The organism is Magnetospirillum sp. LM-5, assembly GCF_902729445.1.
Lineage (GTDB): Bacteria > Pseudomonadota > Alphaproteobacteria > Rhodospirillales > Magnetospirillaceae > Magnetospirillum.
Genome location: NZ_CACVCE010000005.1, coordinates 94,271 through 109,557, shown reverse-complemented (window position 1 = coordinate 109,557; position 15,287 = coordinate 94,271). Strand labels below are relative to the sequence as shown.

The window sequence follows — 15,287 nt, the reverse complement described above, 5'->3', positions numbered from 1 at the left end:
TGCTAAACGCGGACCACGCGGGACGGCGGGAACCACAAGGAGACGGTGGTGCCCCGGCCCTTGACGCTGTCGACATCCATGATTCCGCCATGCAGGACGATCAGGCTTTCGGTCACCGGCAGCCCCAACCCGGTCCCGGCATGGACGCGGGTAAGATGGGAATCGACCCGGCCGAAGCGGGTGCGAGCCCGCTCGATTTCATCGGCGGTCATGCCGATACCGGTGTCGGCCACCCTTAGGGTCAAGCCGTCGCCGACCTCGGCGGCCGAGACCGTTACCCGCCCGCCTGCCGGCGTGAACTTGACCGAGTTGGACATCAGGTTCAGCAGCATCTGCTTGACCCGGCGCTCATCGACCAACAGCGCCGGCAGATCGTCGTGCAGGTCGAAGACCAGCTCCACGCCGGCCTCGACGGCGCGGGCCTGGATCAGCGGGCGGGTGGCGGCGACCAGTTCCGCGACCGAGAACAATCCATCCTTCAGTTCGACCTTGCCGGCCTCGACCGCCGACAGGTCCAGAATGTCGTTGATCAAATCGGTCAGGTAGCGGCCGGACCGGTGGATGTCGCGCACATATTCGGCATGCTTGGGATTGTCGATCGGACCGAACGTCCCGCTCAGGATGGCGTCGGAATAACCGACGATCGAATTCAACGGCGTGCGCAATTCGTGGCTCATATTGGCCAGGAACTCGCTCTTGGCGCGACTGGCGCGCTCGGCCTCTTCCTTCGCCTTGCGCAATTCCTCCTGGGTCAGCAGGTCCTGCTCGATGCGCTCGACCAATTGCTCGGTGCGCTTGCTCACCTGCTGCTCCAGTTCCTGGTTCAGCCGGCGCACCTGGGTCTCGGCATCGCGCAGTTCGTGCAATTGCGCCACCTGGGTCTCGGCCGCGCGGGCCAGGGTGGTGGCCATGGTGTTGAAGGCGCGCGCCAGTTCGCCCAACTCGTCATGACGGGAATCCTCGATGCGCACCGCCAGGTCGCCGGCGGAAATTCGCTGCGACGCCTCGCGAATGCGACGGATCGGCACGGTGATGCTGCCGGCCAGCCTGACCCCGATCATCAGCGTCAGCATCAGCATGCCGGCGATCACCGCCAAGGTGGTGGTGTTGCCTTTGGTGACGCGGCCCAGATAGGCGTCCTCGGGGGCGACCGTGACCACCAGCCAGGACAGGCCGGGAATGGCCGAGAACGGCGTAACCTCGACGAAATGGCGCTGGCCCGCGATCTCGGTCGAGAGTTGCGTCGAACCGACGACGGCCCCAAGCGACCCGACCTCCCTTTCGATGGCGCGCACCGCCTGCGAGATTTCCGGGGTGCGCATGTCGGCCCCCATCAGACGGCGCGGCGCCAATCCCTGGCCCGCGGCCACCAGCGGCCGTTCGTCGGCCGACGACGCCACCATCAGGCCACCGGACTCGAGGATGAAGGTCATGCCCGGGCGAGCCCCTTGCAGATCGCGCAGGAAGGACGCGATATGCGAGATGAAGATGTCGGTGGCGACAACGCCGACCACCTGGTGCCGGTCGTCATGAACGGCCAGACTGGGCGCCAGCGCCATGTCATCGCCGGTGAACAGCACGAAGATGTCGCCCCAGGCGATGTCGGCGGCCTTGGCACCGCCCTGGTACCACGGGCGCAGGCGGGCGTCGAAATTGGCGATCCGCATCGACCGCGATCCCGGATTGCCGTCGTCATCGACCCAGACCTTGGCCCATGGGCCGGCGGCGAAATTCTCGGTGCCGGTAAGATAGAGCTTGCCGCCCGGACCGTCGCGGCCGGCCCCGACCAGCCCGCCGGCCTGGTTGCCGAGATAGATGGTGGTGACCGCGTCGTTGATCAGCACCTGCCCCCAGAAATGACGCTGGAGCAAGCCGGAATCGGTCATCGGGATCAACCCGGCCTCGAGCAATCGCACATTGGCGCGCAGCATGCCCGGTGCCTGGGACAGGAACCACCGCAGCCGCTCGACCACGCGAAGCGACAACTCGGCCCGCAATTCGTGTCCCATATGGTTGACGGCCGAGCGGGCGTTCAGGAACGACAAGGCAGCCGTCCCGATCCCGGTCCCAAGGATCAGGACCAGGGCCGGAATCAACACCGTCGAACGAATAGAGCGAAACGCCATGATCAACCTTCTTCCCCAACGCCGAGTTGGACATGCCCCCGTCGGGGGCGTCAAGTGGCAAGTTGAAGTTGTCGCCACCTTGGTTGCGCCAGCCCGTGCCCCATCGTACATTTGGAACGAACACCCCCGACCAGGAGGGCCATGCCGATGCGTTTCTCCTTGCCTTTAGTCGCGGCCCTGATGGTGGCGGCGCCTGCCATAGCCGCGCCTCCCGATCCGGCGATGATGGAACTGGCCGACAAAAGCCGCTGTTTCCAATGCCACGACCTCACGACCAAAATCAGCGGCCCGGCCTGGACCGAGGTGGCCAAGCGCTATCGCGGTCGTCCCGACATGGTCGAACCGCTGGTCAAGAAGGTGAAGGAAGGCGGAACCGGCGCCTGGGGGACCGAGGTGATGTCGCCCAACAAGCGGGTCAAGGAAGACGATATCCGAACCCTGGTGAAATGGATTCTGACCCTGGAATAAGGGCAGCCTTTCCCACGGAGCCCCATGGGGTTACCATGGCCCGACGCGAATGTTTTACGGAGGTTCGACTATGAAAGCCCTGATGGCCATGGCTGGCTTGCTGTTGCTGGCCGGCTGCACCGGCGTCTACGATCCCTCGCTGGACACGCTCCCGACCGCTCGGTACGAGGCGCCGACCACCAAGGCCGACCTGGTCGCCCGCGGCCCCTACGACACCTCGCCCTATTTCACCGGGGCGCGGAACTGACCGGACAATCGATGAAGACCGCCAGACCCGGCTGATTATCGGCCAGGGTCAGGCGGGCATTGTGGAACTCGGCCACCGCCGCCACCAGCGACAATCCCAAGCCCGAGCCCGGCGTGCTGCGCGCCGGGTCCAGCCGGACGAACGGCTGCAACACCGCCTGGCGCTGATCGGCGGCGATGCCGGGGCCGTCATCCTTGACGGAAAGGCGGACCCAATCGCCGACCCGCTCGACCCCCAGATGCAAACGCCCCCCCGGCGGGCTGTACTTGATCGCGTTGTCGACCAGATTGCTCAGCGCCTGCGACAACAGGTGGCGGTCGCCCCGGATCCATTGCCCGGCCAAGACTTCCACCGCCAGGGTCAGATCGTTCTCCTCGGCCAGGGGCTGGTACAGGTCGGCCAGGCATTCGACCAGTTCGCTGACATCGACCGGGTCCGAGCGCGCGCCCGAGGCGCCGCCTTCCAGCCGGGCGATCGCCAGCATGGCGTTGAAGGTGTTGATGATCTCGTCGGCCTCGGTGATGGCTGCGGCCAGCGCCTGCTGGTAATCGTCGGGCGAGCGCTGGGTCATCAACGCCAGTTCCAGCCGGCCGCGCAGCCGGTTCAACGGCGCGCGCAGGTCGTGGGCGATGTTATGGGTGACGCTGTGGACGGTGGCCAACAGCCCCTCGATGCGATCCAGCATGATGTTGATGTTGGCGGCCAGCGAATCGAATTCATCGCCACGCCCCGACACCGGCACACGCTGCGCTAGATTTCCGGCCAGGATGGTCGAGGCGGTGCGGTTGACCACGTCCAGCCGGCCCAGCACCCTTTTGGCGATCACCAGACCGGCCGCCGTGCCGATCAAGGCCATCAAGCCGGCCATGACCGCCAGTGCCTCGATTTCCAGGTTCATGATCCGCTGGCGTTCCGGGATCGGCGTGCCCACCAACAAGAAGCCGCCGCCGGCCACCGGAATCGTCGAGACCCGGGCAACCAGGATGCCGTCCTGATCCACCCCGATGGTGGCGCTGCCGGCCTGATGCGCCAGGTCGCGCGGCCAGGTCGGCAGGTTGCCGGCCACCACCGTCCCGCTGGGGTCTTCCAGCAGATAAAGCCGCAGGCTGGGCGAGGTCCGCGCCGCGCGGTCGGCCACTTCGGCCCGCAGGGCGTTGAAGCCGCCCCGCTCTTGGGCGGCCAGCACCGCCTGGGCGCTGGTCGCCGCAACCCGGTCGAAACGCTGATCGGAGACGGTTTCCAACAGGAAAGACAGCACCAGGATCAGCACCAGCCCCAGCACCGCGAACACCCCCGCCGCCAGGGCGACCATGCGGAAGGTGGTGGTGCGAAACGAACTAAGCCAGGACACCGGCGCGATACCCGATGCCGCGGATGGTATGGATCAAGGGCGGCTGGAAGTCGCGGTCGATCTTTTGGCGCAGACGGCTGACCTGGACGTCGATCACCTTGGTCTCGGGGGCGAAGCGGTATTGCCACACCCCTTCCAGCAGCATCGAGCGGGTCACCACCTGGCCGGCGCGACGGACCAGGAATTCCAGCAGGCGGAATTCGCGCGGCTGCAACGCGATCTCGTGGCCCTGGCGGGTGACGGTGCGGGTGATCAGGTTGATTTCCAGGTCGGCCAGCCGTAACACCGCCTCGGGCGGGGTGGGGTCGCGGCGGCGCGCCACCGCGTCCAGCCTGGCCAGCAACTCGCGGAAGGCAAACGGCTTGGCCAGATAATCGTCGGCCCCGCCCTGCAAACCCTCGACCCGTTGATCGACCTCGCCCAGGGCGCTCAACATCAGGACCGGGACGGTGTCGCCACGGGCGCGAAGGTCGGTCAGCACCGTCAAGCCGTCGCCGTCCGGCAGCATGCGGTCAAGGACGATGGCGTCGAAGGCGACCGCTTCGGCCAGCTCCAGACCGGCACAGCCGGTGGCGGCGACATCCACCCCGTGCCCGGCCTCGCCCAAGCCCTGGACCAGCATTTGGGCGGCCGCCCCATCGTCTTCGATCAGCAGAATGCGCATGGCTTATGCTGCTCCAAATTCCCGGCGGCGGCGAGTTTCCATTTGTTAACTCACGCTCGTCCCGCCTGCAGGAGTATATGAGATGTCCCTGTTATAAATCCACGCGCCTGACGCCGAATATGGGGGACGCCCTGTGAACATCTATCTGCCCATCGCCGCAATCCCCGTCGATCTGCTGACCTTGCTGGCCCTGGGCGGCGGCGTCGGCTTCCTGTCGGGCTTGTTCGGCGTCGGCGGCGGCTTCCTGTTGACGCCGTTCCTGATGTTCCTGGGGGTGCCGGCCCCGGTCGCCGTCGCCACCGGCGCCAATCAGGTGGTCGGCGCCAGCGTGTCGGGGCTGATCGTCCATTGGCGGCGACGCACCGTCGATCTGCGCATGGGATTGATGCTGCTGGCCGGCGGCTTCGCCGGTTCCAGCGGCGGGATATGGCTGTTCGCCTGGCTGAAGTCGCTGGGCCAGATCGATCTGGTGATCGCGCTTTCCTATGTGCTGTTCCTGGGCTTCATCGGCACCACCATGGCCGCCGAATCCTTGCAGGCGCTGCTGCGCAAACCCGGCAGCCAGGCCTTGCGCAAGCGCCATCGCCACATCGGCACCAGCCTGCCGTTCAAGATGCGCTTCAGTCGTTCGGGCCTTTACATCAGCGCGCTGCTGCCCATCGCCGTCGGTGCCTTTGGCGGCCTGTTGGCGGCGATCATGGGGGTCGGCGGCGGTTTCGTGATGGTGCCGCTGATGATCTATGTGCTGGAAATGCCGACGGCGGTGGTGATCGGCACCTCGCTGTTCCAGATCATCTTCGTCACCGCCAACGTCACCTTCCTGCAGGCGGTCGGCACCCACACCGTCGATGCGGTGCCGATGCTGACATTGCTGGTGGGCGGCGTGGTCGGCGCCCAGATCGGCGCCAAGTTCGGCGACCGCCTGCGGGCCGAGACCCTGCGGCTGCTGCTGGCGCTGATCGTGCTGGGCGTATGTTTCAAACTGGGGCTGGACCTGGCGTCGGCGCCGTCTGACCTGTTCTCGATGGACTGACGGCCGCCCGTCGCCGGGCGGCCGCCTTGGTGTCCAGCGAGTGCCAAGACCCCTACAGATCGTCCTTGGACGAGGGCAGCTTGTGGGCCACGCCCTTGTGACAGGCGATACAGGTCTTGCCTTCCAAGGCCGCCTCGGGGTGCTTGCGGCGCGCCGTGGTGGTTTGCTTGGTGGTGCTCATGGAATCGTAGGAATGGCAGTTACGGCACTCACGCGAGTCGCTGTCGGCCATGTACTTCCACACCCGTTCGGCCAGGATGGGGCGCATGGCTTCCATCTTTTCCGGGGTGTCCAGCGTCCCCTTCAGTTCGGCGATGATGTCGTTGACGGCGAACATCTTGCGCACCAGCTTCGGCCCCAAGGCCTTGGGCACGTGGCAATCGGCGCACTGGGCATGGGCGCCGCTACGGTTCAGGTAATGGACGCTTTCCTTGTACTCGTTGTAGTTCTGCACCATGCCGTGGCACGAGGTGCAGAACTCGGTCCGATTGGTCCATTCGATGGCGGTGACGAAGCCGGCCATGCCGAACAGGCCCAGCGCCACGCCGATCCACACCAGGATAGCCTTACGCCAGAACGGTTTGTGGCTGGGGTGCCGAGGGTGCCGCGCATGCGCGGCACCACCGGGTTGCGGGTCGTGCGAGCCCTGAGCGGTCATCGCGCTTACTTCGGCAGCGACTGAGAATAGGCGACGATGTCGGCGGTGACCTGATGATCAAACGCCCGCAGCATCGGCATCGCCTCGGCCGGCTGGCCGTTCAGCGCCTTGTGGACGACAGCGGCCGGATATTCCGACGCCTGGCCCAGCGCCATGCCGGTCGACACCTTCTTGCCGTCGGCGCCATGGCAGACACCGCACAGCGAGTTGTAATAGACCTCGCCCTTGGCGGCGTTGCCCTTGGGCTTGCCGGCGGCATCGACGAACTTCGCCATGTCGGTCTGGCCCTTCGAGACGAACATCGCCAGTTCATTGGCGGCGACGTCGGGCAGCAGGTCCGGGGTGTAGGCATGGGTCTTGTCGCGCAGGACGGCGACGATCTGAGCTTCGGGCTTGCCCTTGGCGCCGCCGATGCCCTTGATGCCCATGGCCTTGTCGCCCTGGTAGTCCCATCCGTGGCAGGCGTTGCAACGCCAGGAATTCTTCGGCGACTTGCCCGAGGCCGGATAAGACGGATGCGTGCTGTCGGGCCGCGTCGTCTTCAGTTCCTTGTACCAATTGTCGTAAAGACGGCCGCCACGGGCGACGGCGGTTTCCGTCTCGGCGGCAGACGCCGGGACAGCGGCCCCACCGGCCGCAAGCGCCACCAGCACGGCAGCGACGAAGCTCAAGCGACGCGAGATCATGTGGATGTTTCCCCTAAGACCGTTTCAAGTCGGAAGCCCTGGAGCAGGTTAACCCTGCCTTCGGTTCGCATTTTTCTAATATGCCAAAAATCTATCGGACACTGCAAGTAGGGAATCCCCTCTATGCTGCGCGATATTTAAGCTTGCGAAATGGAATAAGGTCAAAGTCAGCATCGGATTGCGAATTGTCAAACAACAGCACCCACCTTCCCTTGCGGGAAGGTGGGGCCGTGATTGAACAGGACCGGGCCGAGCTTAGGCCCAGCTATCCTGGCAGACGCTCTGGTACCAGCCGACGGCGAAGTCGGCTTCCTTCTTGCGGAACTGGTAGTTCGCGCCCATCGGGCTGACGCCACCGGCACCCTTGACGTTGGCGATCTTGCCGTCCTGGATCGAGAACACGCCCGCGACCGAGATGCCGTAATCGGCAGCCAGCAGCGAGTAGCAGGTGTTGATCGCCGAGAACTCGCCGGGCTTTTCGCCCTTCAGCAGGGCGACCACGGCGGCAGCGGTGATCTTGGCCTGCGACGAGGCGGAATAGCCCGACTTCGGCATCTCGCCAGCGATGCTGGCATCGCCGATGACATGAACGTCCTTGATCAGGGTCGATTCGAAGGTCATCGGATTGACCGGGCAGAAGCCCGACTTGTCGGCCAGGCCGGCATCGATGGCGATCTTGCCGGCGGTCTGCGGCGGGATGATGTTGGCGACGGCCGGCTTGAACTTCTCGAAGTCGGTCTCGACGATTCCAGCCTTGGCATCGACCTTGGTGACCTTGCCGTTCTTGGCGGCCGGCACCCACTCGATGATATCGTCGTACAGCTTTTCCCAGCCTTCCTTGAACAGCTTGTCCTTGGCGAAGGCGTCCTTGGAATCCAGGATCAGCAGCTTCGACTTCGGCTTGTGCTTCTTCAGGTAGGCGGCGATCAGGCTGGCGCGCTCGTACGGGCCGGGCGGGCAGCGGAACGGATTGCCCGGCGCCGAGATAACCACCAGGCCGCCGGCCGGCATGGCCTCCAGCTGCTTCCTCAGCAGCACGGTCTGCGGACCGGCCTTCCAGGCGTGCGGCATGATGTGGCTGGCGGCCTCGTCATAACCGGGGATGGCGTTCCACTTGAAGTCGATGCCCGGCGACACGATCAGACGGTCGTAGGCGAAGGTCTGGCCGCTCTTGGTCTTGACCACCTTGGCGGCGCCGTCGATGGCGACCACCAGGTCGGTGAACACCTTGACGCCGTGCTTGTTGACCAGGGTATCGAACTTGCGCTCGATATAGGCCATGTCGTTCATGCCGGCCAGAACGGTGTTCGAGAACGGGCAGGTGAAGTGGGTCTTGTCGGCGTCGATCAGGGTGACGTCGAGGCTGGGGTCGTAACGCTTGAGGTACTTGGCCGCAGTGGCGCCGCCGAAGCCGCCGCCGATGACCACCACCTTGGCGCCACCCGAGCAGGCCGACAGACCGCCAGCCATGGTCAGGGCGCCGGCGGCGCCCATCAGGCCGTTGAAAGTCCTACGAGAAATATTGAACATGATGGCGTCCCCCGATCACTTCTTGCGGCTGGCGAAGTAGGCGGCGATGGCGTCGAGCTGCTCGACGCTGTAGCCCTTGGCGATGCGGTCCATGACCGTCGCCTCGCGGGCGCCCGACTTGTAGTCACGCAGGAACTTCTTCAGTTCGTCGGCGCTCTTGCCGGAAAAAGCCGGCATGCCGCCGATGGAATGGCCGTCGGTGCCGTGGCAACCCGAGCAGGCATCCGCCATCACGGCGACAGGATCGGCAGCCTTGGCGGCAGCCGGCAGGATCGCCAGCCCGAAAGCAAGGCAAAGTGCGAGCGTAGTGGGGATACCCCTCATGGTCACTTCCTCCTCCCTGGAGATTTTTTACGGTTATATTAGGTTAAACTAACAGCGCAAAAAGGCTCTGACAAGCGGGTTGGCCTGACCAGGATCAAGGAAACGCCACCTTTTTTTGGCCGCACTGCAAAAACCATTGAAACAAAAGGGGGAATTCATCACCGATTGCGCCCCCACCCGTTTGGCGTAGACTGTTTCGATCTGAGCTTCATACCCGGGACCGCATCTTGCCTTTTCGGCACTCTCGCGGGGCGGCTGCCGCCCTATTGTTCGCCGCCTACATCGCCACCGCCATCGGCGGCATGACCCTGGCCAGCCTGCCGCCGGGCAACCTGACGGTGTTCTGGCTGCCGGCGGGCGTAGGCGTCGCCATCTTGCGGGTCCTGGGCCAACGGGGCGCGATCCTTGTCGCCGTCGCCAGCTTCACCGCCAACGGCCTGATGATGGGCGACCAGGGACAGGTCTTGCTGGCCACCCTGCTGTCGGCCTTGGTCGATTCCTTGCAATCCTGGCTGGGCTGGGCCCTGCTTGGCCGCCACTGGGACACTCTGGTCGGCGCCCCGGTCCACGATCCCCGCCGCCTGCGGGCGCTGGCGTCGATTTGCCTGATCCCGCCGCTGGCGACCGTGTGGCTTCTGCCGCTGATCCACGACCTGGCCGGAACTGCCGGCCCACTGACCGCGCACGCCTTCCTGGAACGCACCTCGATGCTGCTGCTGGCCGACACCAGCGGTCTGTTCCTGGTGGTGCCGGTGATCGTGGCGTTCTCGGCCGGCTGGCCTCGGATGCGGCTGCCGGCCGCCCTGGCCCTGTTGGCCGTCGCCCAGGTGGCGGTTTCGGCGATCGACCCGCTGTTGGCGCCGCTGGCCTTGCTGGGATTGGCGCTGATGGCCTTCATCTTCCAGTTCCCCGGTGCCGCCGCCGGCAATCTGGTGTGCGCGACCGTGATGGTGGTGCAGGCGGCCTTCGACCTGGGACCGCTTCGGGGGCAAGGCACCGCCCAGGCCATCGTCGTCTTGAACCTGACGATCATCGGCGTCGGCATCGCCGTCTTGTACATGGGGTTGCTGCAAGACGAGCAGCACCGCATGCGGGCGAACTTGCGCGACGAGGTCGAACGGCGCACCCGTCAGCTGGAGGAACGAAGCCGGGCGCTGGCCGCCTCGAACGAAGAGCTCGAGCAATTCGCCTATATCATTTCCCACGACCTGCGTCAGCCGCTCAGGATGATCGCCAGCTACGTCAAGCTGCTGGACACCCGCCTGAAAGAGCGGCTGGCGGAAGACGAGCACACCTTCTTCGACTATGTGCGCTCGGGGGCGTCGCGCATGGATCAGATGCTGGTCTCGCTGTTGGAATATTCCCGCGTCGGCCGCTCGGGCGAGCCGATGGTCCAGACCGATTGCCGCGCCCAGGTCGATGAAGCCCTGCAATATCTGGCCCCGGCCATCCAGGAGGCCCAGGCCGAGATTCGCATCGAAGGAGACTGGCCAATCCTGACCGCCAGCCCCAACGAGATGGTGCGCCTGTTCCAGAACCTGATCGGCAACGCCCTGAAATATCGCGCCCCCGACCGTGCTCCGCTGATCACGGTGTCGGCCAGGCCGACCGATGGCGGCTGGCGCTTCGCCGTCTCGGATAACGGCATCGGCATCGACGCCGATCAGTTCGACCGTCTGTTCAAGGTGTTTCAGCGGCTACACCCGGCCGAATATGCTGACGGCGCCGGTGTCGGCCTGGCGGTGTGCCGCAAGATCGTCGAACGCCATGGCGGCAACATCGAGGTGGAGAGCCGCCCCGGACAGGGCAGCACCTTCGCCTTTACCCTGCCGTGACCGCGGCACCCGGCCGGATCAGGCGCCCGGGCGCGTCGGGCCGCCGGCCATGCGCCAGCCCATGATGCCGCCTTCCATGCGGTTGATCTCGCCGGTATAGCCGGCCTGGACCAATTTGGCGGCGGCCATGCCGCAACGCTGGCCCGAACGGCAATGCAGGACCAGCTTCTTGCCCTCGGGGACCTTCGGCAACTTGGCGGCGTCGAACGACGACAACGGCAGGTTGATCGACCCGGCGATGGTCTCGGCCGCCACCTCGTTCGGCTCGCGCACATCGACCAGCACCGCAATCCCGGAATCAAGCCATTGGCGCACCTCGACCGGCGACACCATATGGACGTTCTCGGGCTGGGCCGGGGCGGAAAACATCTGACCGAACAGGCGATTGAGCATGGATCGAACCACTCCAGGGATGGGCCTTCGCCCTAATAATTAGATGTTTCTTATATAGCATATGCAGCAAATTTTTCAAGCCCCTCGCCCGGGATTCTTTTCACCCCAGCTATTGGCAGGCCTGACCGCAATCCCCACTCCTATGGTTGTCCCATGGACGACAGGCGGAGACGCACCGATGACCCGGGCCTTCCATTACGCCTTTGCCTTGTTCCTGGCTTCGGCCGCGGCACAAGCCAGCGAACCGGTCCCCTGGGCCTTCGGCTTCCAGGCCGCCGCCTCGCCGACCATGGCCAGGATCACCGAGCTGGCGACGCTGGTGAACGTGGTGATCATCGCCATCGTCGCCCTGGTCACCGCCCTGCTGGGCTGGTGCCTGTGGCGTTATCACGAGAAGCGCAACCCCGTCCCGGCGACGTGGACCCACAACACCAAGCTGGAAATAGCCTGGACCGCCATTCCGACCCTGATCTTGTTCCTGATCGCCTTTCCGTCGCTGAAGCTGCTTTACTTCATGGACCGCACCCAGGCCGCCGAGATGACCCTGAAGGTCACCGGCCACCAATGGTACTGGAGCTACGATTATCCCGACCACAATCTGAAGTTCGACGCGCTGATGACCCAGGAGGCCGACCTGCGGCCCGGGCAGTTGCGGCTGTTGACCACCGACAATCCGGTGGTGCTGCCGGTGGGCGTGGCGATCCGGGTCCAGCTGACCGCCGACGATGTCATCCATTCGTGGGCGGTGCCGGCCCTGGGGCTGAAGACCGATTCCGTCCCCGGCCGCCTGAACGAGACCTGGGTGCGCATCGACCGGCCCGGCACCTATTACGGCCAATGTTCCGAACTGTGCGGCGTCAACCACGGCTTCATGCCGATCATGATCCACGCGGTGCCGAAGGAGCAATTCACCGCCTGGCTGGACGAGGCCCGCACCAAGTTCGCCGCCAGACCCCCGCAAGTGGCCCTTTCAGGGGAGAGCGCCCGATGAGCAGCGCCTATCCGCATGGCCTGACCCGCTGGCTTTATTCGACCAACCACAAGGACATCGGGAGCATGTACCTGGTGTTCTCGGTGATCACCGGCCTGATCGGCGGCGCCATGAGCGTGTTCATGCGCATGGAATTGCAGGACCCCGGCATCCAATACCTGGACGGCGATTTCCACCTTTACAACGTCATCCTGACCGCGCACGGCGTCATCATGGTGTTCTTCGTGGTGATGCCGGCCCTGATCGGCGGCTTCGGCAACTGGTTCGTGCCGCTGATGATCGGTGCCCCCGACATGGCCTTCCCGCGCATGAACAATATCAGTTTCTGGCTGCTGCCGCCGGCCTTCGCCCTGTTGATGCTGTCGGCGCTGACCGGGGCCGGGGTCGGCACCGGCTGGACCCTTTACCCGCCGCTGTCGGTCACCGGGCACACCGACATCTCGGTCGATTTCGCCATCCTGGCCCTTCATGTCGCCGGCGTGTCGTCGATCCTGGGCGCCATCAACTTCATCACCACCATCGTCAACATGCGCGCGCCGGGCATGGGCTTCCACCGCATGCCGCTGTTCGCCTGGGCCATGCTGGTCACCGCCATCTTGCTGCTGCTGGCGGTGCCGGTGCTGGCCGGCGCCCTGACCATGGTGCTGACCGACCGCAATTTCGGCACCGGCTTCTTCAACCCGGCCAAGGGCGGCGACCCGATCTTGTACCAGCATCTGTTCTGGTTCTTCGGCCACCCCGAAGTCTACATCATGATCCTGCCGGCCTTCGGCATCATCAGCCACATCATCGCCACCTTCTCGAAGAAGCCGGTCTTCGGCTATCTGGCCATGGCCTATGCCATGGTCTCGATCGGCGGAATCGGCTTTGTGGTGTGGGCGCATCACATGTTCGCGGTGGGCCTGGGCGTCGATACAAGGGCCTATTTCACCGCCGCCACCATGGTCATCGCCATCCCCACCGGCATCAAGGTGTTTTCCTGGATCGCCACCATGTGGGGCGGATCCATCGAGTTCAAGGTGCCGATGCTGTGGGCGGCAGGCTTCGTCTTCCTGTTCACCATCGGGGGCGTGACCGGGGTGGTTCTGGCCAATTCCGGCATCGACATCGCCCTGCACGACACCTACTACGTCGTCGCCCATTTCCACTATGTCCTTAGCCTGGGCGCGGTGTTCGCCATGTTCGCCGGCTTCTATTACTGGATCGGCAAGATGAGCGGACGCCAATACCCGGAAGGGCTGGGCAGGCTGCATTTCTGGCTGACCTTCATCGGCGTCAACCTGACCTTCTTCCCGCAGCATTTCCTGGGCCTTGCCGGCATGCCGCGCCGTATCCCCGATTATCCCGACGCCTTCCACGGCTGGAACCTGGTCAGCTCGATCGGGGCTTACATCGCTTTCGCCGCGGCACTTCTTTTCGTGTTCATCTGCTGGCGCACCTTCTCGAGCGGCGCCAAGGTGGCCGCCAATCCATGGGGGGTGGGCGCCACCACCTTGGAATGGACGGTCAGTTCGCCGCCGCCTTTGCATTCCTTCGAACAATTGCCCCGCTTCGACCGGGCGGCGGAGTAGCCCCATGGACCGGCGCCGCCATCGCCCCGTCGTCCTGGCCACGCTGGCCGGCGTGGCGGCGATGATCGGGCTGGTGGCCGCCAGCGTGCCGCTTTACGGTCTTTACTGCCGGCTGACCGGAGCCGGCGGCACGCCGCGTGTCGCCACGGACGTCCCGCCCGAGGCCTCGGCCAGGATGGTGACGGTGCGGTTCGATGCGTCGCTGGCCAAGGGGCTGGCCAAGGGGCTCGATTGGGAGTTCGTGCCAATCCAGCGGCAGATGCGCGTGCATCTGGGCGAGCCGAGTCTGGCCTTCTATCGCGCCACCAACCGCTCGCCCCGGACCTTGGTGGGGACGGCGGTGTTCAACGTGACACCCGACAAGGCCGGCCAATCCTTCAACAAGACCGAATGTTTCTGCTTCACCGAGCAGCGGCTGGAGCCCGGCCAAAGCGCCGAACTGCCGGTCAGCTTCTTCGTCGATCCCGGCCTGGCCGAGGACGTCGACACGGTGACCTTGTCCTATACCTTCTACCTTGTTCCCGAAAGGCAGGGCCGGTCATGAGCGCATCCCCCTCGCACCACGATCACCCCTATCATCTGGTCAATCCCAGCCCGTGGCCGTTCGTCGGCTCGGTGGCGGCCTTTGTCCTGGCCTATGGCGCGGTCCAGTACTTCCAGGACCACGCCCACCGCCTGTGGCTGCTGGTCGGCCTGGGCCTGGTGCTGCTGACCGGGCTTGGCTGGTGGCGCGACGTGGTGCGCGAGGCCAATTCCGGCCATGACCATACGGCAGAGGTCCAGCACGGCCTGCGGGTCGGCATGGCGCTGTTCATCGCCAGCGAGGTGATGTTCTTCGCCGCCTTCTTCTGGGCCTTCTTCAACGCCGCCCTGGGGGTCAACCAACTGGTGCCCGAATGGCCGCCGGCCGGGATCGAGCCCTTGCACACCTGGACCCTGCCCTTCATCAACACCCTGATCCTGCTGAGTTCCGGGGCGACGGTGAACTGGGCCCATCACGGCCTGCGCGAAGGCAACCGCACCGCCCTGAAAGGCGGGCTGGCGCTCAGCGTCGTGCTGGGCGCCTTGTTCCTGTCGCTGCAGGTCTATGAATACGGCCAGGCCACCTTCGGCTTCCAGGACGGCGTCTATCCGTCGGTGTTCTACATGGCCACCGGCTTCCACGGCTTCCACGTCTTCGTCGGCGTGTGCTTCCTGGCCGTGTGCCTGGCCCGCGCCGTCAAGGGCGACTTCACGCCCAAGCAGCATGTCGGCTTCGAGGCCGCCGCCTGGTACTGGCACTTCGTCGATGTGGTGTGGCTGTTCCTGTTCGTCTGGGTCTATTGGTGGGGCAACAGCTAGCCATTTTCAAGTGCCCTCGCCGGGCGCCGCCTCCGGCGGCTTGGCCGCTCGCTCAATGCTCGCCGGAGC

Annotated in this window: 16 protein-coding genes; 8 read left to right on the top strand and 8 right to left on the bottom strand. The window is 65.1% G+C overall.

The genetic code is table 11. From position 1 onward, the window contains the following. Positions 1-2 precede the first annotated feature (2 nt). Entirely contained in the window at positions 3-2,126 is a 2,124-nt protein-coding gene (locus MTBLM5_RS04125; RefSeq protein ID WP_173974526.1) for a hybrid sensor histidine kinase/response regulator, read from the bottom strand. A 147-nt stretch (positions 2,127-2,273) separates the two neighbouring features. On the opposite strand from MTBLM5_RS04125, the gene MTBLM5_RS04120 reads away from it, so the two are divergent. Continuing rightward, positions 2,274-2,594 carry a c-type cytochrome gene (locus tag MTBLM5_RS04120; RefSeq protein WP_217424969.1) on the top strand — a complete coding sequence of 107 codons (321 nt, stop codon included), beginning with the start codon at positions 2,274-2,276 and terminating at the stop codon, positions 2,592-2,594. A 70-nt stretch (positions 2,595-2,664) separates the two neighbouring features. Continuing rightward, a complete protein-coding gene (locus MTBLM5_RS04115; protein ID WP_173974524.1) occupies positions 2,665-2,841 on the top strand; it encodes a hypothetical protein in 177 nt (58 codons plus the stop codon). Here MTBLM5_RS04115 and MTBLM5_RS04110 read toward each other — a convergent pair. Both MTBLM5_RS04110 and MTBLM5_RS04105 read right to left on the bottom strand, forming a co-directional pair. Next, entirely contained in the window at positions 2,822-4,192 is a 1,371-nt protein-coding gene (locus tag MTBLM5_RS04110) for a HAMP domain-containing sensor histidine kinase (protein ID WP_173974523.1), read from the bottom strand. The two genes, MTBLM5_RS04115 and MTBLM5_RS04110, sit on opposite strands and share 20 nt — an antisense overlap. Next, complete coding sequence (locus MTBLM5_RS04105; RefSeq protein WP_173974522.1) at positions 4,179-4,856, bottom strand: response regulator transcription factor; 678 nt, start codon at positions 4,854-4,856, stop codon at positions 4,179-4,181. The genes MTBLM5_RS04110 and MTBLM5_RS04105 overlap by 14 nt, the downstream gene beginning before the upstream one ends. 133 nt (positions 4,857-4,989) lie before the next feature. On the opposite strand from MTBLM5_RS04105, the gene MTBLM5_RS04100 reads away from it, so the two are divergent. Further along, positions 4,990-5,889: a sulfite exporter TauE/SafE family protein gene (locus tag MTBLM5_RS04100; protein ID WP_173974521.1), complete on the top strand. Its 900-nt coding sequence runs from the start codon at positions 4,990-4,992 to the stop codon at positions 5,887-5,889. A 52-nt stretch (positions 5,890-5,941) separates the two neighbouring features. Here MTBLM5_RS04100 and MTBLM5_RS04095 read toward each other — a convergent pair whose 3' ends face one another. The 4 genes from MTBLM5_RS04095 to MTBLM5_RS04080 form a co-directional block, all read right to left on the bottom strand. Then, complete coding sequence (locus tag MTBLM5_RS04095) at positions 5,942-6,445, bottom strand: NapC/NirT family cytochrome c (RefSeq protein ID WP_254430898.1); 504 nt, start codon at positions 6,443-6,445, stop codon at positions 5,942-5,944. Positions 6,446-6,552: 107 nt separating this feature from the next. Further along, on the bottom strand, positions 6,553-7,233 hold the full coding sequence (locus tag MTBLM5_RS04090) for a c-type cytochrome (protein WP_173974519.1): 681 nt from the start codon (positions 7,231-7,233) through the stop codon (positions 6,553-6,555). Positions 7,234-7,488: 255 nt separating this feature from the next. Beyond that, positions 7,489-8,763 carry an NAD(P)/FAD-dependent oxidoreductase gene (locus tag MTBLM5_RS04085; protein ID WP_173974518.1) on the bottom strand — a complete coding sequence of 425 codons (1,275 nt, stop codon included), beginning with the start codon at positions 8,761-8,763 and terminating at the stop codon, positions 7,489-7,491. A 15-nt stretch (positions 8,764-8,778) separates the two neighbouring features. Then, the gene (locus MTBLM5_RS04080; RefSeq protein ID WP_173974517.1) at positions 8,779-9,087 is read right to left on the bottom strand and encodes a c-type cytochrome; all 309 of its coding nucleotides are present in this window, start codon (positions 9,085-9,087) and stop codon (positions 8,779-8,781) included. A 266-nt stretch (positions 9,088-9,353) separates the two neighbouring features. On the opposite strand from MTBLM5_RS04080, the gene MTBLM5_RS04075 reads away from it, so the two are divergent. Further along, the gene (locus tag MTBLM5_RS04075) at positions 9,354-10,922 is read left to right on the top strand and encodes an ATP-binding protein (protein WP_173974516.1); all 1,569 of its coding nucleotides are present in this window, start codon (positions 9,354-9,356) and stop codon (positions 10,920-10,922) included. 18 nt (positions 10,923-10,940) lie between these two features. On the opposite strand, the gene MTBLM5_RS04070 is transcribed toward MTBLM5_RS04075, so the two are convergent. Further along, positions 10,941-11,315: a rhodanese-like domain-containing protein gene (locus tag MTBLM5_RS04070; RefSeq protein ID WP_173974515.1), complete on the bottom strand. Its 375-nt coding sequence runs from the start codon at positions 11,313-11,315 to the stop codon at positions 10,941-10,943. Between the two features lie 178 nt (positions 11,316-11,493). On the opposite strand from MTBLM5_RS04070, the gene coxB reads away from it, so the two are divergent. The 4 genes from coxB to MTBLM5_RS04050 are packed head-to-tail and all read left to right on the top strand — an operon-like array spanning position 11,494 to position 15,218. Continuing rightward, the gene (coxB, locus tag MTBLM5_RS04065) at positions 11,494-12,306 is read left to right on the top strand and encodes a cytochrome c oxidase subunit II (RefSeq protein ID WP_173974514.1); all 813 of its coding nucleotides are present in this window, start codon (positions 11,494-11,496) and stop codon (positions 12,304-12,306) included. Further along, positions 12,303-13,877 (top strand): cytochrome c oxidase subunit I, encoded by a 1,575-nt coding sequence (ctaD, locus tag MTBLM5_RS04060; RefSeq protein WP_173974513.1) that lies wholly within the window; start codon positions 12,303-12,305, stop codon positions 13,875-13,877. Before coxB ends, ctaD begins: the two co-directional genes overlap by 4 nt. 4 nt (positions 13,878-13,881) lie before the next feature. After that, complete coding sequence (locus MTBLM5_RS04055) at positions 13,882-14,421, top strand: cytochrome c oxidase assembly protein (protein WP_173974512.1); 540 nt, start codon at positions 13,882-13,884, stop codon at positions 14,419-14,421. Next, positions 14,418-15,218 (top strand): cytochrome c oxidase subunit 3, encoded by an 801-nt coding sequence (locus MTBLM5_RS04050; protein ID WP_173974511.1) that lies wholly within the window; start codon positions 14,418-14,420, stop codon positions 15,216-15,218. The genes MTBLM5_RS04055 and MTBLM5_RS04050 overlap by 4 nt, the downstream gene beginning before the upstream one ends. The last annotated feature ends 69 nt before the right edge of the window (positions 15,219-15,287 follow it).

What these genes read in the sequence shown, in the direction of transcription:
- MTBLM5_RS04050 (WP_173974511.1), top strand. Translation starts at nt 14,418, where the DNA reads ATGAGCGCATCCCCCTCGCACCACGATCACCCCTATCATCTGGTCAAT.
- coxB (WP_173974514.1), top strand. Translation starts at nt 11,494, where the DNA reads ATGACCCGGGCCTTCCATTACGCCTTTGCCTTGTTCCTGGCTTCGGCC.
- MTBLM5_RS04125 (WP_173974526.1), bottom strand. Translation starts at nt 2,126, where the DNA reads ATGGCGTTTCGCTCTATTCGTTCGACGGTGTTGATTCCGGCCCTGGTC.
- MTBLM5_RS04055 (WP_173974512.1), top strand. Translation starts at nt 13,882, where the DNA reads ATGGACCGGCGCCGCCATCGCCCCGTCGTCCTGGCCACGCTGGCCGGC.
- MTBLM5_RS04120 (WP_217424969.1), top strand. Translation starts at nt 2,274, where the DNA reads ATGCGTTTCTCCTTGCCTTTAGTCGCGGCCCTGATGGTGGCGGCGCCT.
- MTBLM5_RS04085 (WP_173974518.1), bottom strand. Translation starts at nt 8,763, where the DNA reads ATGTTCAATATTTCTCGTAGGACTTTCAACGGCCTGATGGGCGCCGCC.
- MTBLM5_RS04080 (WP_173974517.1), bottom strand. Translation starts at nt 9,087, where the DNA reads ATGAGGGGTATCCCCACTACGCTCGCACTTTGCCTTGCTTTCGGGCTG.
- ctaD (WP_173974513.1), top strand. Translation starts at nt 12,303, where the DNA reads ATGAGCAGCGCCTATCCGCATGGCCTGACCCGCTGGCTTTATTCGACC.
- MTBLM5_RS04090 (WP_173974519.1), bottom strand. Translation starts at nt 7,233, where the DNA reads ATGATCTCGCGTCGCTTGAGCTTCGTCGCTGCCGTGCTGGTGGCGCTT.
- MTBLM5_RS04070 (WP_173974515.1), bottom strand. Translation starts at nt 11,315, where the DNA reads ATGCTCAATCGCCTGTTCGGTCAGATGTTTTCCGCCCCGGCCCAGCCC.
- MTBLM5_RS04115 (WP_173974524.1), top strand. Translation starts at nt 2,665, where the DNA reads ATGAAAGCCCTGATGGCCATGGCTGGCTTGCTGTTGCTGGCCGGCTGC.
- MTBLM5_RS04105 (WP_173974522.1), bottom strand. Translation starts at nt 4,856, where the DNA reads ATGCGCATTCTGCTGATCGAAGACGATGGGGCGGCCGCCCAAATGCTG.